At 65.9% G+C, this 23723-nt stretch carries 24 protein-coding genes; 14 read left to right on the top strand and 10 right to left on the bottom strand.

What is annotated here, in order from left to right; translation table 11 throughout:
• The first annotated feature begins 7 nt into the window (after positions 1–7).
• Positions 8–1555 carry a methyl-accepting chemotaxis protein gene (locus ACE3PH_RS00830; RefSeq protein WP_374315519.1) on the top strand — a complete coding sequence of 516 codons (1548 nt, stop codon included), beginning with the start codon at positions 8–10 and terminating at the stop codon, positions 1553–1555.
• Here ACE3PH_RS00830 and ACE3PH_RS00825 read toward each other — a convergent pair.
• The gene (locus tag ACE3PH_RS00825) at positions 1533–2201 is read right to left on the bottom strand and encodes a DUF2238 domain-containing protein (protein WP_374315517.1); all 669 of its coding nucleotides are present in this window, start codon (positions 2199–2201) and stop codon (positions 1533–1535) included. The two genes, ACE3PH_RS00830 and ACE3PH_RS00825, sit on opposite strands and share 23 nt — an antisense overlap.
• Positions 2202–2255: 54 nt before the next feature.
• Positions 2256–3446 (bottom strand): methionine adenosyltransferase, encoded by a 1191-nt coding sequence (metK, locus tag ACE3PH_RS00820; RefSeq protein WP_374315515.1) that lies wholly within the window; start codon positions 3444–3446, stop codon positions 2256–2258.
• Positions 3447–3689: 243 nt separating this feature from the next.
• Between metK and ACE3PH_RS00815 the strand changes: the two genes are divergently transcribed.
• The 6 genes from ACE3PH_RS00815 (at position 3690) to ACE3PH_RS00790 (ending at position 9773) form a co-directional block, all read left to right on the top strand.
• A complete protein-coding gene (locus tag ACE3PH_RS00815) occupies positions 3690–4595 on the top strand; it encodes a lysophospholipid acyltransferase family protein (RefSeq protein WP_374315513.1) in 906 nt (301 codons plus the stop codon).
• Positions 4592–5488: a lipid A biosynthesis acyltransferase gene (locus ACE3PH_RS00810; RefSeq protein WP_374315511.1), complete on the top strand. Its 897-nt coding sequence runs from the start codon at positions 4592–4594 to the stop codon at positions 5486–5488. The genes ACE3PH_RS00815 and ACE3PH_RS00810 overlap by 4 nt, the downstream gene beginning before the upstream one ends.
• Positions 5489–5538: 50 nt before the next feature.
• Entirely contained in the window at positions 5539–7110 is a 1572-nt protein-coding gene (locus ACE3PH_RS00805; protein ID WP_374315509.1) for a methyl-accepting chemotaxis protein, read from the top strand.
• A 61-nt stretch (positions 7111–7171) separates the two neighbouring features.
• Positions 7172–8038 carry a diaminopimelate epimerase gene (gene dapF, locus ACE3PH_RS00800; protein ID WP_374315507.1) on the top strand — a complete coding sequence of 289 codons (867 nt, stop codon included), beginning with the start codon at positions 7172–7174 and terminating at the stop codon, positions 8036–8038.
• Between the two features lie 14 nt (positions 8039–8052).
• Positions 8053–8739, top strand: a complete 687-nt coding sequence (locus ACE3PH_RS00795) for a DUF484 family protein (RefSeq protein ID WP_374315505.1) — start codon at positions 8053–8055, stop codon at positions 8737–8739.
• A gap of 8 nt (positions 8740–8747) precedes the next feature.
• The gene (locus tag ACE3PH_RS00790) at positions 8748–9773 is read left to right on the top strand and encodes a tyrosine recombinase XerC (protein ID WP_374315503.1); all 1026 of its coding nucleotides are present in this window, start codon (positions 8748–8750) and stop codon (positions 9771–9773) included.
• On the opposite strand, the gene ACE3PH_RS00785 is transcribed toward ACE3PH_RS00790, so the two are convergent.
• Positions 9762–10787 carry a YeiH family protein gene (locus ACE3PH_RS00785; protein WP_374315501.1) on the bottom strand — a complete coding sequence of 342 codons (1026 nt, stop codon included), beginning with the start codon at positions 10785–10787 and terminating at the stop codon, positions 9762–9764. The genes ACE3PH_RS00790 and ACE3PH_RS00785 overlap by 12 nt on opposite strands.
• Positions 10788–10950: 163 nt before the next feature.
• Here ACE3PH_RS00785 and ACE3PH_RS00780 point away from each other — a divergent pair, with 163 nt between their 5' ends.
• Both ACE3PH_RS00780 and ACE3PH_RS00775 read left to right on the top strand, forming a co-directional pair.
• Positions 10951–11862: a LysR family transcriptional regulator gene (locus ACE3PH_RS00780; protein ID WP_374315499.1), complete on the top strand. Its 912-nt coding sequence runs from the start codon at positions 10951–10953 to the stop codon at positions 11860–11862.
• A gap of 60 nt (positions 11863–11922) precedes the next feature.
• Positions 11923–12171 (top strand): DUF2789 domain-containing protein, encoded by a 249-nt coding sequence (locus ACE3PH_RS00775; RefSeq protein ID WP_374315497.1) that lies wholly within the window; start codon positions 11923–11925, stop codon positions 12169–12171.
• Here ACE3PH_RS00775 and ACE3PH_RS00770 read toward each other — a convergent pair.
• Both ACE3PH_RS00770 and ACE3PH_RS00765 read right to left on the bottom strand, forming a co-directional pair.
• Positions 12134–13444, bottom strand: coding sequence for a voltage-gated chloride channel family protein (locus ACE3PH_RS00770; RefSeq protein WP_374315495.1), 1311 nt, complete (start codon positions 13442–13444; stop codon positions 12134–12136). The genes ACE3PH_RS00775 and ACE3PH_RS00770 overlap by 38 nt on opposite strands.
• Positions 13441–14256 (bottom strand): ChbG/HpnK family deacetylase, encoded by an 816-nt coding sequence (locus ACE3PH_RS00765; RefSeq protein ID WP_374315493.1) that lies wholly within the window; start codon positions 14254–14256, stop codon positions 13441–13443. The genes ACE3PH_RS00770 and ACE3PH_RS00765 overlap by 4 nt, the downstream gene beginning before the upstream one ends.
• A 21-nt stretch (positions 14257–14277) precedes the next feature.
• On the opposite strand from ACE3PH_RS00765, the gene ACE3PH_RS00760 reads away from it, so the two are divergent.
• The gene (locus tag ACE3PH_RS00760; protein WP_374315491.1) at positions 14278–15774 is read left to right on the top strand and encodes an ArnT family glycosyltransferase; all 1497 of its coding nucleotides are present in this window, start codon (positions 14278–14280) and stop codon (positions 15772–15774) included.
• A 13-nt stretch (positions 15775–15787) separates the two neighbouring features.
• Here the strand turns inward: ACE3PH_RS00760 and ACE3PH_RS00755 are convergent, their stop codons facing one another.
• Together ACE3PH_RS00755 and ACE3PH_RS00750 are read right to left on the bottom strand one after the other, a co-directional pair.
• Positions 15788–16192 (bottom strand): GtrA family protein, encoded by a 405-nt coding sequence (locus tag ACE3PH_RS00755; RefSeq protein ID WP_374315489.1) that lies wholly within the window; start codon positions 16190–16192, stop codon positions 15788–15790.
• Positions 16179–17192 (bottom strand): glycosyltransferase family 2 protein, encoded by a 1014-nt coding sequence (locus ACE3PH_RS00750; RefSeq protein ID WP_374315487.1) that lies wholly within the window; start codon positions 17190–17192, stop codon positions 16179–16181. Before ACE3PH_RS00750 ends, ACE3PH_RS00755 begins: the two co-directional genes overlap by 14 nt.
• Positions 17193–17292: 100 nt before the next feature.
• On the opposite strand from ACE3PH_RS00750, the gene ACE3PH_RS00745 reads away from it, so the two are divergent.
• From ACE3PH_RS00745 to ACE3PH_RS00735, 3 genes are all read left to right on the top strand, one after another.
• Positions 17293–18489 carry a class I SAM-dependent rRNA methyltransferase gene (locus ACE3PH_RS00745; RefSeq protein WP_374315485.1) on the top strand — a complete coding sequence of 399 codons (1197 nt, stop codon included), beginning with the start codon at positions 17293–17295 and terminating at the stop codon, positions 18487–18489.
• A gap of 73 nt (positions 18490–18562) precedes the next feature.
• Complete coding sequence (locus ACE3PH_RS00740; protein ID WP_374315483.1) at positions 18563–19657, top strand: AraC family transcriptional regulator; 1095 nt, start codon at positions 18563–18565, stop codon at positions 19655–19657.
• Positions 19658–19725: 68 nt separating this feature from the next.
• A complete protein-coding gene (locus tag ACE3PH_RS00735) occupies positions 19726–20553 on the top strand; it encodes an HDOD domain-containing protein (RefSeq protein WP_374315481.1) in 828 nt (275 codons plus the stop codon).
• 20 nt (positions 20554–20573) lie between these two features.
• On the opposite strand, the gene ACE3PH_RS00730 is transcribed toward ACE3PH_RS00735, so the two are convergent.
• The 3 genes from ACE3PH_RS00730 to ACE3PH_RS00720 are packed head-to-tail and all read right to left on the bottom strand — an operon-like array spanning position 20574 to position 22360.
• Positions 20574–21149 (bottom strand): YceI family protein, encoded by a 576-nt coding sequence (locus ACE3PH_RS00730; protein ID WP_374315479.1) that lies wholly within the window; start codon positions 21147–21149, stop codon positions 20574–20576.
• A 45-nt stretch (positions 21150–21194) separates the two neighbouring features.
• Entirely contained in the window at positions 21195–21779 is a 585-nt protein-coding gene (locus ACE3PH_RS00725; protein ID WP_374315477.1) for a YceI family protein, read from the bottom strand.
• Positions 21780–21805: 26 nt separating this feature from the next.
• On the bottom strand, positions 21806–22360 hold the full coding sequence (locus ACE3PH_RS00720) for a cytochrome b (protein ID WP_374315475.1): 555 nt from the start codon (positions 22358–22360) through the stop codon (positions 21806–21808).
• A gap of 166 nt (positions 22361–22526) precedes the next feature.
• Here ACE3PH_RS00720 and ACE3PH_RS00715 point away from each other — a divergent pair, with 166 nt between their 5' ends.
• On the top strand, positions 22527–23714 hold the full coding sequence (locus tag ACE3PH_RS00715) for a GGDEF domain-containing protein (protein WP_374315473.1): 1188 nt from the start codon (positions 22527–22529) through the stop codon (positions 23712–23714).
• Positions 23715–23723 lie beyond the last annotated feature (9 nt).

Raw genomic sequence — 23723 nt, 5'->3', positions numbered from 1 at the left:
CCTCCTCATGCGTTTTTTCAACAACCTCTCCATCGCCGGCCGATTGTGGACCGCGGTGATTTTCCTGATCGTCGCACTTGTCAGCATCGTCGGCTTTGCCGGCTGGCGCTCGGCCGCCACCCAGAAGGAAGCCGAGGCTCAGATGAGCCAGGCTGCAGCCAAGCTCAAGGCCGTGCAGGACTGGGCCACCATGTCCGAGCTGACCATCACCCGCGCCACGGCAGCCGTGTTGAGCAAGGACCCGAATGTGGGCATCCAGTTCAAGGACATCAACGACAAGGCCATCGCCGAGATCACTGAGCTGAAAAAGCAGATCGAAGCCATGGACCTCACCGAGGCCGACCGTGCCCAGATGACCAAGATCGGCGAGCTGCGCGCCACCGTCCTAGCCGCCCACAAGAAGTCCGCTGACCTCAAGGCCGCCGGTGACGATGAAGGGGCGCTCCGCGAGTTCAAAGAGCACTTCCGCCCGGCCGTCGACGTCTATGCCCAGGGCCTGCGCGACTTCGCCCACATGCAGGAAGAGCAAAGCGCCACCCTGCGCGTGCAGGTGGCGGAGGCCCGCCGCACCACGGTGGTCATGGCTGCCGTCATGATCGTGGTCGTGCTGGCCATCGTGGTGGTCGGTGCCCACTTCCTGATTCGCAGCATCAAGGCCCCCTTGTCGCACGCGGTTGACGTGGCCCAGCGCATTGCCGAGGGTGATCTGTCGGTGCAGGTGCACATCGTGCGCCACGACGAAGTTGGTCAGATGCTGCAGGCACTCAAAGGCATGACCACTTCGCTGTCGTCCCTGGTCGGCGATGTACGCTATTCGACCGACAGCATCTCGACCGCATCGTCCGAGATCGCCACCGGCAACCAGGACCTGTCCGCCCGCACCGAGCAGACCGCCTCCAACCTGCAGGAAACCGCCTCGTCGATGGAGCAACTGACCGGCACGGTGAAGCAGTCGGCAGACGCCGCTCGCCAGGCCAACCAGCTGGCCTCGTCGGCCTCGACCGCTGCGCAGCGCGGTGGCGACGTGGTCGCGCAGGTGGTCACCAACATGGACAGCATTGCCACGGCCTCGCGCAAGATCTCCGACATCATCGGGGTGATCGACGGCATCGCCTTCCAGACCAACATCCTGGCGCTGAACGCGGCCGTGGAAGCGGCCCGCGCCGGCGAGCAAGGCCGCGGCTTTGCCGTGGTCGCGTCGGAAGTGCGCAGCCTGGCCCAGCGATCGGCCGAGGCCGCCAAGGAGATCAAGTCGCTGATTGCCGATTCGGCCGAGAAGGTGGACGCGGGCTCACGCCTGGTGTCGGATGCCGGCGCCACCATGCAGGACATCGTGACCTCCATCCAGCGCGTGACCGACATGATGGCCGAGATCACCGCCTCGGCGGCCGAGCAAAGCGACGGCATCAGCCAGGTCAACCAGGCAGTCACCCAGCTGGACAACATGACCCAGCAAAACGCCGCGCTGGTCGAGCAATCGGCCGCAGCCGCCTCCAGCCTGCGCCAGCAGGCCGAACACCTGGCCCAGGTGGTCAGCGTGTTCCGTCTGGCCTGATCTCGAAGAGGCAGGCCTGGCCCAGCTGGCGATCGTGCCAGCGCGACAGCAGCAGCTGGGCCAGCATCGCCCCGATCCAGGCCATGGCCATGTCGGACTGGGTATCGAACGGGTCGCCCTGGGTCGCCAGGAACTCGTCGGCGCCTTGCTGCAGCGCCACCGCAGCACCCCACTCGATGAACTCGTAGAGCGCGCTGATGGCCAGGCACACCGCCGTCACCAGCGTGAACAGCCAGCCGCCGGCTCGCAAGGGTGTCTGGCGCAGCAGGATCTCGCGGGCAATGATCGCTGGCACGAAGCCCTGGGCCAGGTGCCCGATGCGGTCGTAGTCGTTGCGCGCCCAGCCAAACCAGTCCTGCATCCAGAAGCCCAGGGGGACGCGCGCATAGGTGTAGTGGCCGCCGACCATCAGGATGATGGCGTGCACACAGATCAGGCCGTAGACCAGGGGGGTGAGCGGAAAGCGTGTCCGCGTGGCGGCCAGCAGCGGCCAAGCCACCAGGGCCGGAAAGACCTCCATCAGCCAGACGCGCTGGTCGAAGGCCCCGATCCAGGACCACAGCAGCACCGCCGCAGCGATGGCGCTCAGGCTCAACAGGTAGGCCGATGAGGCCTCAGCGGCAGGGAGGGTTTGGGCTTGGCGCATGCCCCATCATAGACGGGGCATGGCCTGGCCGCTGGGGCCCTGCTACCGGACGGCTCAGCCCTTCAGGCCCGCTGCGTCCCGCAGTGCCTGGGCCTTGTCCGTGCGTTCCCAGCTGAACTCGGGCTCTTCGCGACCGAAGTGGCCGTAGGCCGCGGTCTTGGAGTAGATGGGGCGCAGCAAGTCCAGCATCTGGATGATGCCCTTGGGGCGCAGGTCGAACAGCTCGTTGACCAATTGGGCGATCCGCTCGTCGGGGATCACGCCCGTGCCTTCGGTGTAGACGGTCACATTCATGGGGCGGGCGACGCCGATGGCATAGGCCACCTGCACCTGGCACTGCTTGGCCAGACCGGCTGCCACCACGTTCTTGGCAACGTAGCGGGCAGCGTAGGCAGCCGAGCGGTCGACCTTGGTCGGATCCTTGCCCGAGAAGGCGCCGCCACCGTGCGGGCAGGCACCACCATAGGTGTCGACGATGATCTTGCGGCCGGTCAGACCACAATCACCTTGCGGCCCACCGATCACGAAACGGCCGGTCGGGTTGATCAGGTACTTGGTGTCGGCCGTCAGCCATTCCTGGGGCAGCACCGGCTTGATCAGCTCTTCGCGGATGGCTTCGTAGAAGCTGTCCTTCATCTTGGTGGCGGTTTCCGACTGGTCGGGGCTGTGCTGGGTCGACAGCACCACGGTGTCGATGCTGTGCGGCTTGCCGTCCACATAGCGCATCGTCACCTGGCTCTTGGCATCAGGGCGCAGGAAAGGCAGACGGCCGTCCTTGCGCAACTGGGCCTGACGCTCCACCAGGCGGTGCGCGTAGTAGATCGGCGCCGGCATCAGCTCGGGCGTTTCGTCGCAGGCGTAGCCGAACATCAGGCCCTGGTCGCCGGCACCGATGTTCAGGTAGTCGTCCGACGCACGGTCCACGCCCTGTGCGATGTCGTTGGACTGCTTGTCGTACGCCACCAGCACGGCGCAACCCTTGTAGTCGATGCCGTACTCGGTGTTGTCGTAGCCGATGCGCTTGATGGTGTCGCGCGCGACCTGGATATAGTCGACATTGGCCTGCGTGGTGATTTCACCCGCCAGCACGACCAGACCGGTGTTGGTCAGGGTTTCGGCAGCCACGCGGGACAGCGGGTCCTGCGCCAGGATGGCGTCGAGGATGGCATCGGAGATCTGGTCAGCCACCTTGTCGGGGTGGCCTTCGGAAACCGATTCCGAGGTAAAGAGGTAGTCGTTCGCCACGTTGATGTGCTCCAGAAAGAGTTTGAGACCTCGGCGTCGCCGGGGCTGGGAGTCATCACTCTGGGCAGCGGCGAACGCTTTAGCGGCATTTGTGAATCGCCCCGCAAGTTGTCCTGTTAACTCGGCGATGTGCACAGTGTAGCCAATCCTGGTCATACCCTGGACATGAAATAGCCCTATGTCATCTGCGAAGATCGGGGTTTTGCACGTTTTCGAACTGTGCCTCGGCACGGTCTGTTGCACATGTCCCGTTTGTTTTTCGTGCTGGCGAACTGGCCCCTGGGGCTGCTGCACCCCGTGGGTGCCCTGCTCGGCTGGCTGACCTACCTCGCCTCGCCCTCGTACCGGCGTCGCATCCAGGCCCACACCCGGCAGGCCGGCATGAGCCTGCGCCAGCGCTGGTCGGCCGTGGCCCACACCGGCCGCATGGTGGCCGAGATGCCACGGCTGTGGGGCCGCCCCGCCAACCAGATGCTGGGCGACCGGGTGCAATGGCTCCACCCCGAGGTGGTGGAAGCAGCCCTGGCCCAGGGCAAGGGCCTGTTGCTGCTGACCCCGCATATTGGCTGCTTCGAGATCTGCGCCCAGGCCTATGCCGAGCGCTTTGGTGCCGACAAGCCCATCACCGTGCTGTACCGCCCGGCCAAGCAGGCCTGGCTGGCCGAAGTGATGGTGCATGCCCGCAACCGCCCTCACCTGCTGGCCTCGCCCGCCACGCTCAGCGGCGTGCGGCAATTGATGCGCGCCCTCAAGCAAGGGCAGACCATCGGCCTGTTGCCCGACCAGGTGCCACCCGAGGGCATGGGCGTCTGGGCACCCTTCTTTGGTCGCCCCGCCTACACCATGACCATGGCGGCCAAGCTCGCCCACCAGACCGGTTGCCAGATCGTGCTGCTGCGCGGTGAGCGCCTGGGCCTGCTGCAGCGCTGGCGACAAGGTGCCGATTTCGTGGTGCACGCCGAAGCCGGCCCGGCCGCGCTGATGGCGGCCATCGCCACTGGCGATCCGGCACAATCGGCCACCGCCGTGAACCGCGCCATGGAAGACCTGATCATGCAATGCCCTCAGCAGTACCTTTGGGGCTACAACCGTTACAAGGGCCCGCGCCGCGAGATCCTGACCCGTCAGGAAGCCGGAGGTGCCGCGTGAGCAGCCTGGCTACCCGCTTGGCCCTGGGCCTGCTCTGGCTGCTGTCGCACCTGCCCTTGCGCGTGCTGGCCGCACTGGGCTGGCACCTGGGCGGCTTGCTGTACTGGCTCGCGGGGTCCCGCCGGCGCATTGCGTTGCGCAATCTGGAGCTGTGCTTCCCCGACAAACCGCAGGCCGAACGGGAGGCCATTGCCCGCGAGCACTTCCGCTGGCTGACCCGCAGCCTGCTGGAGCGCAGCGTGCTCTGGTACGCCTCGCCGGAACGCATCCGCAAGCTGATCCATGTCGAGGGCGACATCGACCTGGCCGAGCGGGTTTTTCAGACGGAAGGCCGATCGACGATGTGGCTGTGCCCGCACTTCGTGGGCCTTGATGTGGCCGGCGCCGCCATCCTGCTGTGCCAGCCTCGCCCGGGTGCCTCCATCTACCAGCGCCAAAGCAACCCGGTGATCGATGCCGCCATGAAGCATGGCCGCCTGCGCTTTGGCGACGCCGAAATCTTCCCCCGCAGCGATTCGGTCAAACCGCTGTTCCGGGCCGTCAAGGCAGGACGCGGTTTCTTCAACCTGCCCGACATGGACTTCGGTCGCAAGGATGCGGCTTTCGTGCCCTTCTTTGGGGTGCCGGCCGCCACCTTGCTCGCCCCCTCGCGTCTGGCCCACATGCTCAACATGGTGGTGCAGCCGGTGATCGCGGAAACCTTGCCGGGCGGGCAAGGCTGGCGCGTCCATTTCCGCCCGGCGCTCACCGGTTTCCCGACCGACAACGCCGAAGCCGACACGGCTGTCCTGAATCGCTATATCGAGTCCGAAATCATCAGACTGACCCCTCAGTATTTGTGGGTACACAAGCGCTTCAAGACCCGTCCCCGAGGGGAACCCCGCATGTACTGAGTACATGACCGCCCGATATTTGACAAACGTCGTTTCCTGAGGCGGTCAAGATGCAGTGGATTACCTGGCTGAGAAGTTTCTCGATCCGTTCACGCCTGCTGGCGTGCATGGCCCTGGTGGTGGGCATTGGTACCATCGTCGGTGTGGGCACCACCTGGCAACTGGTGCAGTTGCGCGGGGCGTTTGACGCCTTCACCACCCAAGAATTTGCCGCCACCCAGCACATGGGCACCCTGGCTCTGAGCATGGGCCGGCTGCGGGGGCTGGAGCGCACCGCCATCATCAACGCGGGTGACTCGGTCACGTCCGCCGAGCTGGTCAAGGGCTGGCAGGCTTCCTTGAAAAGCACCATCCAGGCGGCCCAGGACCTGGCGGGTTCTGCGCCCAACGAATCCGTGGCCCAACAGGCCCAGCAGGTGGCCAGCAAGCTGCAGAACTACGGCCAGGGCCTGAGCCCCACGCTGGAGCTCATCACCTCGTCGGCGATCAGTTCCGCGGCCGAGGCCTACCAGTCCAGTGAGGCGCCACGCACCGAGGCCGATGCCGTCGACGCCATCGTGCTCAAGCTCAACGGCGAGATCGAGCAACTCGCACAGGCCCGACGCGCCAGCGCCAGCGCCGGGGTGAGCCGCGCCATCGTGATGCTGTGGGCCCTGCTGCTGTCGCCGGGCGTGGTCTTTCTGGGCCTCATGGGCCTGACGATTTCATCCATCACGGCGCCCCTGCGACGCGCAGAAAACATCACCCTGTCCATTGCCCAGGGTGATCTGACACACGACATCACGGTGCGCGGTCAGGATGAAATCGCCCGCCTGATGCAATCGATGTCCGTCATGCAGGATGGCTTGCGCGAGATGGTGGACTCGGTTCGTCAGTCAGCCGAGACCATGCTCACGGCCAGCACCGAGATCGCGGCGGGCAACCAGGACCTGTCAGACCGAACCGAGCAGGCCGCCTCCAACCTGCAGCAAACGGCTTCGGCCATGGAGGAGCTCAGCGGGACGGTCACCCAATCGGCCCAGTCGGCCAATGTGGCGAGCGACCTCGCGGGCTCGGCCTGCCAGCGTGCCGAACACGGCGGACAGGTGGTCAGCAGCGTGGTCACGCAGATGCAGGCCATCACCGATGCCTCTCGCCAGATCGGCGACATCATCGGGGTGATCGACGGCATCGCCTTCCAGACCAACATCCTCGCGCTCAATGCAGCGGTCGAAGCCGCCCGGGCAGGCGAGCAAGGTCGCGGCTTTGCGGTGGTCGCTGGCGAAGTGCGGTCGCTGGCCCAGCGCAGCGCCGATGCAGCCCGCGAGATCAAGGCCCTCATCGGGCAGTCGGTCGAGCGCGTCGAGGTGGGCTCGCAGCGCGTGCAGGACGCCGGCGGGGTGATGGCCGAGATCGTCGATGCGATCCGCCGTGTCACCCAGGCCATGGGTGACATTGCCGGCGCCACGCACCACCAGGCCGAAGGCATCCACCACGTGAGCGCATCGGTCACCCAGCTCGACCAGATGACCCAGCAAAACGCGGCCCTGGTCGAACAGTCGGCCGCTGCCGCCGCCAGCCTGCGCCATCAGGCCAGCGCCTTGTCCGAGGCCGTGGCGCGCTTCCGCATCAAGGCCGCCTGAGCGCCCTGGAATTGGGGGCGCCCTCTCGGCAAACACGGACGACGGGCGGATAATCCCGCCCATGAAGCTGCGCTTTACCAAGATGCACGGCGCGGGCAACGATTTCATCGTGCTCGACGCCACCCGTGGGCCGCTGCCACTGAGCGCGGCCCAGTACCGTTTCCTGGCCGATCGCCGTTTCGGCATCGGCGCCGACCAGATCCTCATCGTCGAGCCCGGCTCGGCCGAACTGGCCACCGATTTCACCTACCGCATCATCAACGCCGATGGGGGCGAGGTGGAGCAGTGCGGCAATGGCGCACGCTGCTTTGCGCGCTATGTGCATGACGCGGGCCTGACCGGCAAGACCGCCATCCGCGTCAACACCATGGCCGGTGTGATCGAACCCCAGCTGCAAAGCGACGGCCGCGTCACCGTGGACATGGGCGCCCCCATTCTGGAGCCGGCCCGTGTGCCCTTCGACGGCACGGGCCTGACGCCCAAGATGGTCAACGGCTGCGAGCTGTGGCCGCTGCCCTTGAGCGACTACCCCATCGATGTCGCCGTGGTGTCCATGGGCAACCCCCACGCGGTCACCCGTGTGGACGACCTCGCGCACGGACAGGTCGAATCCCTCGGTCCCCAGATTGAAGGCCATGCCCGCTTCCCGCGCCGCGTCAATGCCGGGTTCATGCAGGTGCTCAGCCGCACGCAGATCAAGCTGCGCGTCTATGAGCGTGGCGCTGGCGAAACGCTGGCCTGCGGCTCGGGTGCCTGTGCCGCCGTGGTGGCCGGCATCCGCCTGGGCTGGCTGGACCACACCGTCGATGTCGAGATGCGCGGCGGCAAGCTCACCATCAGCTGGGCAGGCCCGGGTCAGCCAGTGCTGATGACTGGCCCCGCCGTCACCGTCTTCGACGGCGAGATCGACGTCCCCGACAACCTGTGAATTCCATTTCGACCATGACCCTGCAAGGCATCACCGAAGACGAGATCGTCAACTACCTCGTCCACACCCCCGGCTTCTTCGAACGCCAGGCCCAGTTGCTTGCCAGCATCCAGCTCACCAGCCCGCATGGTGGCCGAGCCGTGTCGCTGCAAGAGCGCCAGATGGAAATGCTGCGCGACAAGATCAAGGGCCTGGAGCGTCGGATCATGGACATGATCCGTCACAGCCAGGACAACGAAGCCATTGCCAACCGCCTGCACGAGTGGGTGCACACCGTGATGCGCGCCCATGACGAGCGCCAGCTGCCCGATGTGCTGCTGGGCGATCTGCAAAGCCGCTTCCTGATTCCGCAGGCCGCCGTGCGCATCTGGGGCACCCCCAGCCGCGCCCTGCGCAGCGATCTGGCCGACCTGCCCTGTGGCCAGGCCGTCAGCGACGATGTGCGCAGCTTCGCAGCCAGCCTGAGCGTGCCCTACTGTGGCGTCAACGCCGGTTTCGAAGCCAGCCGCTGGCTGGAGGACGCCAACCAGGTGGCCTCGCTCGCCATGATTCCGCTGCGTGACGGCGACGCCACCTACGGCCTGATGGTGCTCGGCTCACCCGACCCCACCCGCTACACGGCAGACATGGGGGTCGAGTTCCTGCAGCAACTTGGCGATCTCGCCAGCGCTGCGCTGGCCCGCCTGCTGCAGGTGAACTGAAGCACACCATGGGCGCGGCAGAGGACCAAGCCCCACCGGCTGCCTGGCAAGGCCAGCTGGAAGGCCACCTCGCCTACCTGCGGGTACAGAAACGGCTGGCCGAACGCACCCTGGCCAACTATGGTGAAGCCTTCACGCGCCTGAGTGAAGCGATGCAGCGCGACGGCGTGCCCGATCTCGCCAGCGTCAAGCCCCATCACGTGCGCGGCTGGGCGGCACGCCTGCATGCGCAAGGGCTGGGGCCACGCAGCATCGCGCTGCAGTTGTCGGCTTGGCGCGGGCTGTGGCGGTGGCTGGGTCGAGAAGGCCTGGTGACCATCAACCCCGTCGAGGGCATCAAGGCGCCCAAGGCGCCCAAGCCCTTGCCCAAGGCCCTCGGTGTGGAAGATGCGGTTCGTCTCGCAGAGTACGCAGCCCGAGCCGAGCCCCCTGCGCCCGCCTCGGACGCCGCAGCCGCCCGTGCCGATGTCGAAGCCCCCTGGCTGCAGGCACGCGACCATGCCATCGTCGAGCTGCTGTATGGCTGCGGCCTGCGCAGCGCCGAGTTGCTGGGCCTGGACGTGGCAGCAGGCCCGCAGGCCGAGGGCTGGATTGACCTGCGCACCGGTGAAGCCCATGTGCTGGGCAAAGGCAGCAAGCGCCGCATGGTGCCCATCGGGCAAGCGGCCATGACGGCCTTGCGCCGCTGGCTGTCGGTGCGCGACACGCTGCGCCCGACGCAGGAAACGGCGCTCTTCCTTGGCCGGCTCGGCACACGGTTGACGGCAGCCCAGTTGCGCGCACGACTCAAGCGCCTGGCACTGGATGCCGGCCTGCCCACCCACGTGCATCCGCACATGCTGCGGCACAGTTTCGCCAGCCACATCCTGCAGTCCAGTGGCGACCTGCGTGCGGTGCAGGAGTTGCTGGGTCACGCCCACATCACCACCACCCAGATCTACACCAAGCTGGACTTTCAGCATCTGGCCAAGGTCTACGATGCAGCCCACCCCAGGGCCCGACGCAAAGGGCCGGGCTCCGGCTCAGGTCCATGAGCCCAGCGCCAGCCTGACCAGACGGTTGACCACCGCGCCGCCCAGGATCAACCACACAAACAGGGCCGCCCCGAGGAGCAGCGGGCGCAACCCGGCACCGCGCAGGTCTCTCACGTGGGTGGTCAACCCCAGCGCCGCCATCGCCATGGTCAGCATGATCAGATCGACCTGCATCAAGGCCCGCACCCACGTGGCCGGCATGGGCACCCACGAGCGCCAGGCCACGACCAATGCAAAGCCGAATGCGAACCACGGCACACGTCGATGCCAGGCAGGCCCCTTCAACCCCGCGGGCACCGAACTGGCCGGCTGACGCAATGCGAGCGCCACCAGAAACGGGGCCAGCAGCATCACGCGGACCATTTTTGTGATGACGGCCGAGGCCTGTGTCGCGGGATCGATGGCGTGCGCGGCCACCACCACCTGCGCCACTTCGTGCAGGGTCGAGCCAATGTAGACACCAAAGCTGCCCGGATCGCCTGCAACCAGGGTGCTGTGAGCATGGAGCCAGGGGTAGAGGAACATGCCCAGGCTGCCAAACAGGACCACACAGGCCACAGCCACACTGGCTTGGCTGTCACGTGCCCGTACCACTGGCGCTGTGGCCAGCACGGCCGCTGCGCCGCAGATGGCACTGCCTGCGCTGACCAGGCTGGCCGTCTCGCGGTCCAGCCCCAGCCAGCGCATGCCGATCCAGCGCCCCCCGACGAACGTCAGGGTCAGCATCAGCAGGTCGATCAGCACCCCGGCCACGCCCACCTGCGCGACGTTCTGGAAGGTCAGGTTGAGGCCATAGAGCACGACGCCCCAGCGCAACAACTGGTGGCGTGCCACACCCAGCCCTGTGGCCCCACGCTGCAGCCAGGCAGACGGCAGGACGTGGGCCAGCAACATGCCCCACAACAAGGCCAGCGCCAGGGCAGACAAGCCCTGCGCGGCCACGGCCGGGACCGCCGCCGTCGCCCCTGCGGCCACCCCCGTCAGCGCAGCCAGTCCCAAGCCCGTCCATGGCAAGCGATCTCCCCTGCCTGCCACCTTGCTGTTCAACCCATTCCCGACCATGACCGCCTGCCTTTCCACACTGCCTGATGGCACATGGAGCGGACTCTATGCAGACCTCATCAATCAATCCAACGAGTAATATGTTTATGACTTATCGATCTGATCGATCACACCCATGGCGACGCTCCACCTCACCTTGCGCCAGTTACAGGTCTTCGCTGCCATCGCCCGTCTCGGCAGCACCACCGCGGCTGCGCCTGAACTCGCCCTGTCGCAATCGGCCACCAGCTCGGCGCTGTCCGAGCTCGAGCGGCTGCTCGGTCAAACCCTGTTCGACCGGGTCGGCCGGCGCCTGCTGCTCAACGAGCACGGCCGTACCCTCTTGCCACAGGCGCTGGCCACGCTGGACAGTGCCCAGTCCATCGAGCGGCTCAGCCAAGGGCAAGGGCTGCACTGGTCGGCCATCAGGCTCGGCGCCAGCACCACCATCGGCAACCACGTGGTCCCGCCGTTGCTCGCCCGCTGGCTCGAACAAGATCAGGAGCCACACCCCGCCTTACCTGAGCGCCTCCGCATCGGCAACACCGCCGAGATTTGTCAGGCCGTCGCCGCTTTCGAGCTCGATGTCGGCTTGATAGAGGGTCCATGTCATACCCCCAGCCTCGACGTTCACCCCTGGCTGGATGACGATCTGATCATCGTGGCAGCCCCAGGCAGCCGGGCGGCCCAGCTGGTGAGCCGCGCGCCGCTGAGCCTGGCGCAGTTGCGCGCCCAGCGCTGGCTCTTGCGAGAGCCAGGTTCCGGCACCCGCGAAGCCACTGATCACCTGCTGCTGCCACACCTGCAGCGCTACGCCCATCACCTCGAACTCGGCAGCTCGGAGGCCATCCGGGAAGCCGTTGCCCACGGCCTGGGCGTGGCCTGTCTGTCCCGCTGGGTAGTCCAGCGCGACCTTGATGCCGGGCAGCTGCTCGATCTGCCATGCCGCCTGCCCCGTTTGCAACGGCCCTGCATGATCGTGACCCACCAGGCCCGCCGACACCATCCACTCGTACACATGCTGCTCACGCGCTTGCGTGGAACTTGACGATGCGGCCGGAGTCAGCGTAGAACAGGCACTGTTTCAACCCATAAAAAAGGACGCGTCATGGAGCGCCCCATCCACACCCTCAGCGATTTGTTCCGCCAATTGGGCCTGCCCGATCAGCCGCAGGACATCGAACAATTCATTGCCCGCCACCGCCCCCTCGCACCGGAAACGGCACTCGCCGATGCGCCTTTCTGGCAAGCCGATCAGGCCACCTTCCTGCGCGAAGAAGTGGCGGAAGATGCCGATTGGGCCGAACTGGTCGACCTGCTCAGTGCCCTGCTGAGGGTGGCTCCGCCGGAGGCCTGACCACCTCAGCCTGCCCCACCTCGCCCAACCGCACGCCCGCCACACCGCCACGGTGTTTGGGCTGCCCGATGCGCTGGGACCGGTAAATGCCGTTGTGGCCCGAAAACAGGTAGCTCACCGTACAGGCCAGCAAGGCATACAGGCCCACCTGGCTGCCGAACAGTTCGATCGCCATCAGCGTGCAGGCCAGCGGGGTGTTGGCCGCACCGGCAAACACGCCGACAAAGCCCACCGCAGCGAGCAGCGTGTAGGGCTGCTGCAGCACCGGGGCCAGGGCATTGCCCAGGGTGGCACCAATGAAGAACAAGGGTGTCACCTCGCCCCCCTTGAAGCCGGAGCCCAGCGACAGCACCGTCAGCGCCAACTTGGCCGGGGCATCCCACCAGGCCAGCGGATGCTGAAAGGCCTCTTCGATGACCGGCACGCCCAGCCCCGCATAGCGCCAGGCATCCAGCCCCCAGATCAGGGCTGCCACCACGGCCCCGCCCAAGGCCGCACGCCAGGGCGCGAAGGGCACATGCTGTTTGAAGCGCGCCCCCAGTTGATGGGTGGCCCAGGCAAACAACTTGCCCACCAGGCCGAACGCCAGCCCCGCCACCGTCACGGCCAGCAGGCCCCAGGCCGTGACGCTCGGCAGCACGCCGGCGTCGTAATGCGTGTGGTGCACGCCCCAGAGCAGGCAGACCTGGTCGGCCGCCATCGCCGCGACCACGCAGGGCAAGAGCGCGTCATAGCGCATGCGGCCCAAGGCCAGCACCTCCAGACCGAACACGGCGCCCGCCAGCGGGGTGCCAAACACCGATGCAAAACCGGCGCTGATGCCCGACATCAGCAGGATGCGACGGTCGTCGTGACGCAGCCGAAAGACATGGGTCAGCTGGTCAGCCAGAGAGCCGCCCATCTGCACGGCCGTGCCCTCGCGGCCCACCGAGGCCCCAAACAGATGCGAGATCACGGTGCTCACCAGGATCAGCGGGGCCATGCGCAAAGGCACCACTTTCTTGGGGTCGTGCACCTCGTCGATCAGCAGGTTGTTGCCCGCTTCGACCGACTGCCCGAACTTCAGGTAGACCCAGGCCACCACAGCCCCGGCCACTGGCAGACCGGCAAGCAACCAGTGGTGGCTGTCGCGGGTCGAGGTCGCCCATTCAAGTCCCATCAGGAACCAGGCCGAGGCCGTGCCGGACAACACCGCCACCAGCAGCGCCAGCGCGCTCCAGCGCACCAGACCCGGCAGCATGCGCAGCTGTTCGTTGCGTTGCAGCCAGCTCATGCTGCCCACTCCTTGTCGACCTCGGACCATGCCCTGCCCTGCACCACCACGCGGTGGTGTTGTGACAGCAAGCCTGCGAAGGCTTCACCGCCCAGCACCTGGTATTCCTGAAAACGGGCCCCGCCAATCTCTTCACCTGCGTCCAGCCGCGCTGCCGGATGGCACATCAGGGCGTCGTCAGCCCGGGCCAAGGGCAACCAGCCCGCCAGGCGTTGCAGGTAAGCCGCTGCGTCGCCATCAAAGCCGTAAACCCCCAGCAGGCGTCCGGTCGTCAGGAAGCCCACCGACCGGGCCTGGCCCCGCAGCGCACGGCTGCCCAGCGCCGCGATCAGCCACCCCTTCCAGCCCTGCCCTGTTGCGGCATCGCTGATGCGCAGCCATGGACGAGGTGCCGTTGGATAGCGCCGACGCAGCTCGGCCACCAAGGCCTCGCGCACCTGCGGCAACTGGTGCACATGCTGATGGCCATCCACATAGTCGGGCGCCCGCCCCAGGGCCTGCTCGAAACGGTCGAGCTGGTCGGCCACCACCTGCTGCAAGTGCGCACCATCGAGCTGACGCAGATACGCTCTCACGATCACCTCCTTCAAGGCCTGCGCGCCCGGCACAAAGGCGGTCAGGTCCAGATGCAGGCCCAGCCGGATGCGGGCCTGGACCTCGGGGGTCAGACGCGCCGCTGCAGCCGGCCAGCGCGGGCTGCACGTCATGCAAGAAGTGGCACTGAGCCGCCCCTGCGCGACCAGGTCGAGGATGCCGTCATCCACGGCCTCACTCAGCGCGTAATCATCTGCGGTGACAATGAGCGGTTTCATACAGCGTCCAGTCTATCGTCTATGCGCCCGGTTGACCGTCTGCAGCTCCTGATCGCGACCCCTGCCCGCCTGTTTGCCGTGCTGGCAGCGTGGTTCACCCTGCTGGCCGCCTGGCGCCCGCTGGCCGTGCCCGACGAAGGGCGCTATACCGATGTCGCCCGGTGGATGCTGCGCAGCGGCGACTGGGTCATTCCGCGCCTGGACGGCCTGCCCTTCCTGCACAAACCCCCGCTCTACTACTGGATCGAAGCCAGCGTGATGGCCGTGACCGGGCCCACCGTGCTGAGTGCCCGGGTGGCCTCGTTGCTGGGCCTGTGGGCCGTGTGTCTGGTCAGCTATGTGCTGGTTAGGCGGCTGGCCGACGAGCGCAGCGCCCGCTGGGGCGTGACCGTGCTGGCGACCAGCCCGCTGGCCGTGCTGGGGGGGCAGTACGCCAACCTCGACATGCTGGTGGCCGGCTGCATCAGCCTCACGCTGATGCTGGCGGTGCTGGCCTGTGTCAGCGAAGGCCGCTCGCGCCAACGCTACTGGTGGGCGGCCTACGCCATGGCCGGGGTCGGCGTGCTGGCCAAGGGGCTGATCGGCATCGTGCTGCCCGGCGCGGTCTTCGTGCTGTGGACGCTGCTGGACCGCCAGCCTCGTCGCATCCTGCAAGGGCTCAGCGTGGTCGGCCTCGTGCTGTTCCTGGCCGTGGTGGCCCCGTGGTTCTGGTTTGGCGAGCAAGACATTCCCGGTCTCACGCACTTCTTCATCGTGGTGCAGCACTTCCAGCGCTACACCCAGACCGGCTTCAACAATGCCTGGGGGCCCTGGTACTACCCGGCGGTCGTCGCCGCCGGCCTGCTGCCGTGGACCCTGGCGGCCCTGGCTGCATGGCGTCGCGCTGCCCCGCAGGCCACCCCCGAAACGCGCAGCCTGCAGCGCCTCGGCGTGGTGTGGTTTGCGGTGATCATGGTGTTCTTCTCGATCCCGCCGTCCAAGCTGGTGGGCTACATCCTGCCACTGCTGCCCGCCGTGGCCATGCTGCTGGGCCCGCGCCTGGCGCAATGGCCACATCGGCACAAGGCCGCCTGGCTGGGTGCCCTGCTGTGCGTGGTGCTGGTGGTCGCCGCCTCGCGCCACCAAAAGACCGATGCCACCCGCCTGGCCCAGGCACTCAAACCACAGATCGCTTCGGCCGACCTGGTGGTGTGCTGGCAGCGCTATGACTACACCGTGCCCGTGGTGCTGGACCGACGCACGCCCGTGCAGGTGGTCAACGACTGGTCCACGCCGAGCCACCTCACGCCCGACAACTGGCGCCGTGAACTCAAGGAAGGCCAGGAGTTTGAACCGCAACACACCGACATCCTGCTGAGCCGTGAACAGTGGCAAGCCCAGCGCGCCAACCAACCCACACGCACAGCCTGGATCTGGGTCGATGCCGGCACCGCTGCCAAGGACCCCTTGTTGAGCGGCTATCCGGTCGCCAGGCGCGTCGGCAAGCTGGTGGTGCTGAAGGCGGGCGGCCAGCCTTGATGGCGCCGGCCCCTCAGGCTTCCTCGCGCTCTGCAAACGCCCAGAAGCGGCTGAGCAAGTAGGTCCCCACGGCCACCGCTACCAGGGTGAAGCCCAGCGCCAGCCAGAATGGCACCGGGGTCCACCGCAACAAGGCCAGCAGCAGCAGCTGGTTGGCCGCGAAGCTGGTGAGTGCCACCGACAGAAACCGTGGCAGCGCCTGCCGATGCGGCACCTGGATGCCCTTGAACGTGAGTTCGCGGTGGCCCAGGTAGCTCACCGGAAACGCGCAGGCAAAAGCCAAGGGGTTCGCCCATCCGGCCGGCACGCCCAACAGGTCATGCAACACCAGCGCCACGAGGTAATGCACGGCGGCTGCAGTCGCCCCCACCAGCAAAAAGGCCAGGGGCCCGCTGGGCAGGCGCTCAGTCCAGCGCATGGCGGCTGCCACGGCTCGGGGTCAGATCGGCCACCAGGAAGCTGGGGCGGCCTTTGACCTCGTCATAGACCCGGGCCAGGTATTCGCCCAGGATGCCGATGAACAGCAATTGCACGCCCGAAAAGAACATGATGCTCGCGACGATGGTGGGCCAGCCCGGTACCGTCACGCCATTGATGAACTTGTCGAGCACCACGAACACGGCGTAGAGAAAGGCCACGGCCGACAGCAACAGGCCTACCGCCACGGAAACGCGCAGCGGCAAGGCTGAGAAGCCCGTGAAACCGGTCCACGCCAGCTTGATGAGCTTGCGCTTGGAATAGCTGGTTTCACCCTGCGCACGCGGCAAGGGCATGTAGGGCAGCCCGATGGTGCGGAAGCCCACCCAGGCGTACAAGCCCTTCATGAAGCGGCTGCGCTCCGGCAAGGCATTGATGGCATTGACCACACTGCGGTCCATCAGCCGGAAATCGCCCGCATCCTCGGGGATACGGATGTGCTCGTCCATCGACACCAGCCGGTAGAACCAGCGCGCACCCCAGCGCTTGAAGCCGGGCTCGGTGTGGCGGTCCCGGCGCACGGTGTAGACCATGTCGATGCCGTCGAGCCAGTGGGCCAGCATGGGCTCGATCATGTCCACCGGGTGCTGGCCATCGGCATCCATGCAGATGACAATGTCGCCCCGGGCGTGAGCCATGCCCGCGGACAAGGCAGACTCCTTGCCGAAGTTGCGCGACAGCCGCAGCAGCGACGTTTGCAGCGACGGGCTCAGTTCGAGCACCGCATCCACCGTCTTGTCGCGGCTGCCATCGTCGACCACCAGGATGTCCCAGTGGGGCACATGCACCTTCAGCCAGGAGGCGATGCCATGCACCGTTTCGCCGATGGCGGCGGCCTCGTTGTAGGCCGGCACCACGATGGTCAGGTGGCTGTGGTCCAGAGAGCGCGCCTGACGCGCGTGCAGTTCAGGCAGGGTGGGTCGGGCTTGTGCGGCATCCATGTCGATATTGGAACAGGTCTCGTGCACCGTTCGACACGGCTCGGCGACAATTCGGGGTTTTCCGGGCTGATGCGGCCCGTTCATTCCTCATTTTTCTGCCATGAAGACCATCACCCTGCGCGAAGGCAAGGAACGCTCCGTCATCCGTCGTCACCCCTGGATCTTCCAGGGCAGCGTGGCCAAGGGCCGCGCCGACAGCGGCGAGACCGTGCGTGTGGAGGCCCATGATGGCCGCTTCCTGGCCTGGGGTGCTTTCAGCCCCACCTCGCAGATCCGCGTGCGCGCCTGGACTTTCGACGAAGCCGAGCGCATCGACGCGGCCTTCTTCCAGCGCCGCATTGCACAGGCCTTGCTGCTGCGCAGCCGTCTGGCCATCGCCTCCGATGGCGTGCGCCTGATCCACGGCGAGGCCGATGGCCTGCCCGGCCTCATCGTCGACCGCTACGGCGATCTGCTGAGCGCCCAGTTCCTGAGCACCGGCATGGAGCGCTGGAAGGACGTGATCGCCGATGCCCTGCTGGCCGCCACCGGCTGCCGCTGCCTCTATGAGCGATCGGACTCGAACGTGCGCCAGCTCGAAGGTCTGCCGCTGGTGAGCGGCTGGCTGCGCCGCCCTGACGATGTCCCCGAAACCGCCACCACGGTGACCATCCGTGAACACGACTACCGCCTGACCCTGGACGTGGCCGAAGGCCACAAAACCGGCTACTACCTCGACCAGCGCGACAACCGCAAGTACTTCGCCGACCTGGTCCGCCAGCTGGGCGCCAAGAGCGTGCTCAACTGCTACAGCTACACCGGCGGCTTCAGCGTCGCCGCCCTGGCCGGTGGGGCCGAAGAGGTCTACAGCGTTGATTCATCCGGCCCTGCCCTGGCGCGCGCCACGGCACACGTGGCACTCAATGGCTTCGATCCGGCCCGCCACACTGCGCTGGACGCGGACGTCAATGGCACGCTGCGCCGCTTCCTTGCCGAGGGCAAGCGCTTCGATGCCATCGTGCTCGATCCGCCCAAGTTCGCCGCCAGCGCCGCCCATGCGGACCGGGCTTCACGGGCCTACAAGGACATCAACCGCCTCGGCCTGAAGCTGCTCAATCCCGGTGGTATGCTGCTCACCTTCTCGTGTTCGGGCGGCATTTCGGCCGAGCTGTTTCACAAGATCGTGGCCGGTGCCGGCATCGACGCTGGCGTTGACGGCTACCTCGTCCGCCGGCTAGAAGCTGCCCCTGATCACCCGACGACGATCGCTTTCCCTGAGGGGGAATATCTGAAAGGCCTGGTGATCGTGCAGAAATAACGGACACAAATCCCAGCTTGTCGGACATAATCGAACACGTACGTTGTCAGTACTTGTGATCGGACGCAGCACCATGAGCAGTAACAAGCAGCCAAACTGGGATTTTCGTCGCGGCATCGCCACCGCCCGTATTCTGACCCAACTCGGGTACGAGAAGGGTCTCACCTTCGACACGATGTTGCGCCACACCGGCGTCACACGCACGATGCTCGATACGCCTGATGCGGAAATCGAGACATCGCAGGAGTTGCAGCTTGTACGCAACCTCCTGACTGAGCTGAAGTTCGCCCCCGAACTCGGTTTCCAGGCCGGCATGCGCTACCACGTGACCACCTACGGCCTGTGGGGCTATGCCGTGATGAGCAGTGCCACCCTGGGCGACGCCATCGCGATGGCGTCCCGCATGATGAACCAGGCCTTCGCCTTGGTGCGCCACTACGTCGAACGCCGTGGCGACCTCATCTACTCCACCTACCAGGCTGACCACCTGCCACCCGATGTCCGCCAGTTCATCCTGGACCGCGACCGCGTGGCCATGGCCAATATCCAGCGTGAAGTGCTGACGCACCGCCTGCCCTATCGCGAGATCCACATGCGCTGCGCCGAGCCGAGCCCGGAGGTCGTCGCGGTCTACACCGATCTGTTCGGTGTGCGCCCGCTCTTCAACCAGGCACGCGACTGCCACATCCTTGACGCCTCGTCGCTGCACGAGCCCCTGCCGCAAGCCAATGCCCACACGCTGCTGGTATGCGAACAGATGTGCCGCCAGCTGCTCGAAAGCCGCCAGACCCGTACCGGCGTGGCGGCCACCGTGCGTGATCGGCTGCTGCGCTCGCCCGGCCGCATCCCCGACATGGAGGAAGTCGCTGCAGAGATGCGCATGACCTCGCGCACCCTGCGCCGGCACCTGACCGCCGAGGGCGCCACCTTCCGCGGGCTGCTGGAAGAAGTGCGCCGCACACTGACCGAAGAGCTGATGGCCAAGGCTAGCCTCACGCAAAGCGAGATCGCCGAGCGCCTGGGTTATGCCGATGTCACCACCTTCATCGAGGCCTTCCGCCGCTGGAAGGGCGTGGCCCCTGGCGAGTACCGCAAGAGCCTGGGCCTCAATGCGCCGGTCACCCGCATGGCCCGAAGCCGTCTGGGGCTGCGCAGCGCTGGTCGTTGAATCAGGGTTTGTTCATGGCACCAGGACACCCTGTCCTGGCCTAGACTGATGTGCAACCGGGGAAGGCCATGAGCATCGAATCACCACTGCGCGACCTCAACATCGATCTGCCCTCGTGTCCATCGACACTGGTCAAGATGTCGCTGTTGATGGCCGACGAGCACACCACGACAGAGCAACTTGCCCTCGTCATCGAGACCGACATGGCCTTGTCGGCCGCCGTGGTTCGCACGGTGAACTCGGCCTTGTTCGGCCTGCTCAAGCGGGTCGACACGGTGCACGAAGGCATCCGCTATCTGGGCATGGCGCAGGTGGCTGCGCTCACCTATGAAATCGGCCTGCGCGGGGCCTTCCCGCCAGGGCCTGTCATGCAGGCCATCTGGGACAAGGCCAGCATCCGTGGCCTGGCCATGGGCCGCATTGCCAGGCAGCTCGACGTCGACCCCTGGCTTGCCCACACCATCGGTCTGTTTGCGGAAACCGGGCGGGCGGTGCTGGTGGCCTATGACGCCAAACGCTATGAAACCCTGCGAGCTCCCTCTCTCACGGAAGCAGAGTTGATGGCCGCGGAGGCCGAAGCGTTTGGCGTGACCTATGCTGCGCTGGGTGCGGCCCTGTGCCAGTCATGGGGGCTAGCACGGGATGTGGCAGACGGGGTGCGCATGCGCGTGCTGCCCACCGAACAGTGGTCAACCGAGCGTCCGCAGTTGCAGCGTTTGCTGACCATCGGGATGGCTGTCGACCACTTGCTCCTGGATGTCTTGCAGGAACGTCCTGTTGACGCCGACGCCGTGTGGACCACGCTGCGCCCCGTGGCAAATCAGGCTGGCTTGCACTTTGATGCATTCCAGCTCGCGACCCGCCGCGTCTGCGAGCGGCTCAACCCCATGAGCTGAACCGCCCGATCCGGTTCAGCTTATTGCTTGACGGCTTCGACCTGGATCACCAGCTTGACGCTGTCAGGAATGAAAGGCAGACCGTAGTTCATACCGAAAGCGCTGCGGGTGATGGTGCCTTCGAAGTCGCCACCGCAGACTTCACGCTTGAGCATGGGGTTCTGGTAGCAGTTGAAGTTGGCAGCCTTGAATTCCACCGGCTGGCTCTTGCCCAGCAGGGTCAGCGTGCCGGACACAGCCGTCACCTTGTCGCCTTCAAAGGTGAACTTGTCGCCCACGAAATGCGCGGTCGGGAAGGCTTCTGCGTTGAAGAAGTCCTTGCTCTTCAGGTGGGTCTCAAAGGCAGCGTAGCCGGTGTTGATCGAGCCGGTTTCCACGGTCACGTCCACCTTGCCGGTCTTGGCAGCGACGTCCAGCGTCACGGTACCCGTCTTCTTGTCGAAGCGGCCGCGGTTGGTCGAGGTGCCGAAGTGCTTGGCTTCAAAGGTCACGAAGGTGTGGGTGGGGTCGATGTTGTAGGTCGACGGGGCAGCCTGGGCCACCGAAGCGGTCAAGGCAGCGATGGAAGCGAGCAGGGTCAGAGACACGGTTTTCATGGAATGGGCTCCTGGTTGAAAAGGGATCGAGGAACAGACAGAACATCAAAGCGCCGGAACGCCTTGCAACACGAACTTGAACTTCACCTGGACGTCGTTGGCCACGACCGAGGTGTCGGCCCAGTCGCCCTCACCCACCTTGAAATCAAGGCGCTTGAGTGCGAGGGCACCGGTGGCGGTGGTCAGGCCCTTGGCCTGGGTGAGCTGGACGGGCACCGTCACGTCACGGACCAGACCCTTGATGGCCAGCTTGCCCGCCACCTCGAAGCGGCCATTGCCCAGGGCCTTGACGGCCCCCGACTGGAAGGTGGCCTTCGGGAATTTCGGGGTATTGAACCAGTCCGGCTTGACCAGCTCAGCGTTGGCATCGGCATTGACGGCCACGCTGCCGAGGTCGATCTGGATGGCGATCTTGCTGGTTTGGGGCTTCTTCGGGTCGAAGGCCACTTGCGCGGCAAACTGCTTGAAGTGGCCATCCAGCGGCACACCCAGTTGCTTGGCCACAAAGGTGACCTCGCTTTGAGCGGGCACCAGGGTCTGGTCAGCCCAGGCCGCACTGGTGGCCAGGACCGCCAGCGCGGCGGTGGCCACGGTGCGGGTTGTCAGGCGAAACGAAGAGGTCGTCAACATGATGAGATCCTTTGCGAGGTAGTCGATCAACGGCCGGGGCGCATGCGGTCGAGCAGGCCGTCACGATCAATGAACTGGTGCTTCAGGGCGGCGGCGATGTGCAAGGCCACCAGACCGATCAGACCGAAGGCCAGCAAACCATGCAGGGGCTTGATGGTGTCGGCCAGCTGCGGGTTCGGCGCCACCAGATCAGGCAGCGGCAACACGCCAAAGAGCACGATGGGGTAGCCGTGAGCCGAGCTGTAAGCCCAACCGGCCAGCGGCACGGCGAAGAACAGCACGTACAGCAGATGGTGGGTGGCGTGGTAGGCCACGCGCTGCCAGCCCGGCATGGCGGTCTCGATGACCTGCGGCAGCGCAGGCGGCCGGTGTGTCACGCGCCAGATCAGTCGCAGCACGGACAGCGCCAGGATGGTCACCCCAGCCCACTTGTGCCAGTTGATGAGCTTGATGCGGGTGGGTGACAGCGGCAAGTCGTCCTGATAGACGCCCACGGCGAACGCGCCAATGATCAGCACCGCCAGCAGCCAGTGCAAAGCCATGGCAACGCCAGAGTAGCGGGAGGTGGTGGGGAGGGTCATGGCAGACATCCTTGGGTTGGTGGTCGTCACAGGCTCTAGATTAGGAGTTCATCCTGTGAAATTGGTTGCGTCAACTTCACATGTTTTTTCAAATTTATTGAATTGAGACCTGGCATCAGGTTTGATCTGGATATGCCGGTATTCATATATCGGATAGCATTCATGCATGCTTTTCCAGTTTTACCGGCACCTTGACCGCCTGATTTTCGGCACCGAGCCCAAGCAGCGCTTGCGGATCTACCGTTCGCTGATGGCGGCCAATGTGTATGTCATCTGCGTTGGTCTGCAGATCTATGCCTGCTGGGTGGGCTACATGGACGAGCGCGATGTGCGCACCTTGTCGACGGTGATCGTGCTCAACGTGGGCGTCTGGTACATCCTGCTGCGCACCGGGCTGAGCCGCCTCTTCAGAGACCCGTCGCTGACCCTGCCGCAAATTCTGGCTGCGCTCACCGTCATCGTCGGGGCTTACGCCGTCACCGGGCCGGTTCATGGCTCGACCATGATGCTGCTGGCCCTGGTCCTGGTCTTCGGCATCTTCAACCTCACGGCACGCGATGCCCGGATCGCAGGCAGCTACACGGTGGTCCTGATGGGGCTGACCATGAGCATCAAGCTGCGCAGCGACCCGACCCACTACCCGCTGAAGCTTGAAATCGCGCACTTCGTGCTGACCGCGGCCATCGTGCCCACCATCTCGGCCCTGGCCGCCCAGCTGAGTGCCTTGCGCGCCCGGCTGCAGGCCCAGAAAGACGAGCTGGCCTCCGCCGTCACCCGCATCCAGATGCTGGCCACCCGGGATGAACTCACCGGTCTGCACAACCGCCGTCACATGATGGAAGTGCTCAACCAGCACCAACGCCGGCTGGACCGTTCCGGCCACCACCGCTTCTGCCTGGCCCTGCTGGACCTGGATCACTTCAAGCGCATCAACGACACCCATGGCCACAAAGTGGGCGACGAGGTGCTGCGCTACTTCGCGGAACAGGCCCGCTCGGTCATGCGTGAAGTCGACGTGCTGGCGCGCTGGGGTGGCGAGGAGTTCCTGCTGCTGCTGGTGGACACCTCGCCAGCGCTGGCCCAGATCGGCATAGAGCGCATCCGAGCTCAGCTGGCCCACGCACCCATGCAGGTCGATGGCCACGCCATTCAGGTCACGTTCTCGGCCGGCCTGACTGGCTACTGGGGTACCGAACCCCTCGATGCCTGCATCGAGCGGGCTGACCATGCGCTCTACCGCGCCAAAAACGAAGGTCGCAACCGCACCGTCATCGACCTGGGTCCGGGCGCGGAGCTCGAGCCGCTGGCCTGCGCAGCCGCTGCGGCCGAGGCGCCGCAGGTCGCCATGCTCTGACGACCACGG

Origin of the sequence: Aquabacterium sp. (assembly GCF_041909175.1) — a bacterium.
Taxonomy (GTDB): domain Bacteria; phylum Pseudomonadota; class Gammaproteobacteria; order Burkholderiales; family Burkholderiaceae_C; genus Aquabacterium.
This window is presented reverse-complemented; position numbering and strand designations above follow the sequence as displayed.

Excerpts from the sequence above, each read along its gene's own strand:
- ACE3PH_RS00735 (WP_374315481.1), top strand. The coding sequence starts at position 19,726 with ATGAGCATCGAATCACCACTGCGCGACCTCAACATCGATCTGCCCTCG.
- ACE3PH_RS00765 (WP_374315493.1), bottom strand. The coding sequence starts at position 14,256 with ATGAAACCGCTCATTGTCACCGCAGATGATTACGCGCTGAGTGAGGCC.
- ACE3PH_RS00790 (WP_374315503.1), top strand. The coding sequence starts at position 8,748 with ATGGGCGCGGCAGAGGACCAAGCCCCACCGGCTGCCTGGCAAGGCCAG.
- ACE3PH_RS00795 (WP_374315505.1), top strand. The coding sequence starts at position 8,053 with ATGACCCTGCAAGGCATCACCGAAGACGAGATCGTCAACTACCTCGTC.
- ACE3PH_RS00805 (WP_374315509.1), top strand. The coding sequence starts at position 5,539 with ATGCAGTGGATTACCTGGCTGAGAAGTTTCTCGATCCGTTCACGCCTG.
- ACE3PH_RS00730 (WP_374315479.1), bottom strand. The coding sequence starts at position 21,149 with ATGAAAACCGTGTCTCTGACCCTGCTCGCTTCCATCGCTGCCTTGACC.
- ACE3PH_RS00760 (WP_374315491.1), top strand. The coding sequence starts at position 14,278 with ATGCGCCCGGTTGACCGTCTGCAGCTCCTGATCGCGACCCCTGCCCGC.
- ACE3PH_RS00720 (WP_374315475.1), bottom strand. The coding sequence starts at position 22,360 with ATGACCCTCCCCACCACCTCCCGCTACTCTGGCGTTGCCATGGCTTTG.
- ACE3PH_RS00825 (WP_374315517.1), bottom strand. The coding sequence starts at position 2,201 with ATGCGCCAAGCCCAAACCCTCCCTGCCGCTGAGGCCTCATCGGCCTAC.
- ACE3PH_RS00770 (WP_374315495.1), bottom strand. The coding sequence starts at position 13,444 with ATGAGCTGGCTGCAACGCAACGAACAGCTGCGCATGCTGCCGGGTCTG.
- ACE3PH_RS00780 (WP_374315499.1), top strand. The coding sequence starts at position 10,951 with ATGGCGACGCTCCACCTCACCTTGCGCCAGTTACAGGTCTTCGCTGCC.
- ACE3PH_RS00815 (WP_374315513.1), top strand. The coding sequence starts at position 3,690 with ATGTCCCGTTTGTTTTTCGTGCTGGCGAACTGGCCCCTGGGGCTGCTG.
- ACE3PH_RS00830 (WP_374315519.1), top strand. The coding sequence starts at position 8 with ATGCGTTTTTTCAACAACCTCTCCATCGCCGGCCGATTGTGGACCGCG.
- ACE3PH_RS00740 (WP_374315483.1), top strand. The coding sequence starts at position 18,563 with ATGAGCAGTAACAAGCAGCCAAACTGGGATTTTCGTCGCGGCATCGCC.
- ACE3PH_RS00715 (WP_374315473.1), top strand. The coding sequence starts at position 22,527 with ATGCTTTTCCAGTTTTACCGGCACCTTGACCGCCTGATTTTCGGCACC.
- ACE3PH_RS00725 (WP_374315477.1), bottom strand. The coding sequence starts at position 21,779 with ATGTTGACGACCTCTTCGTTTCGCCTGACAACCCGCACCGTGGCCACC.
- ACE3PH_RS00750 (WP_374315487.1), bottom strand. The coding sequence starts at position 17,192 with ATGGATGCCGCACAAGCCCGACCCACCCTGCCTGAACTGCACGCGCGT.
- ACE3PH_RS00755 (WP_374315489.1), bottom strand. The coding sequence starts at position 16,192 with ATGCGCTGGACTGAGCGCCTGCCCAGCGGGCCCCTGGCCTTTTTGCTG.
- dapF (WP_374315507.1), top strand. The coding sequence starts at position 7,172 with ATGAAGCTGCGCTTTACCAAGATGCACGGCGCGGGCAACGATTTCATC.
- ACE3PH_RS00775 (WP_374315497.1), top strand. The coding sequence starts at position 11,923 with ATGGAGCGCCCCATCCACACCCTCAGCGATTTGTTCCGCCAATTGGGC.
- ACE3PH_RS00745 (WP_374315485.1), top strand. The coding sequence starts at position 17,293 with ATGAAGACCATCACCCTGCGCGAAGGCAAGGAACGCTCCGTCATCCGT.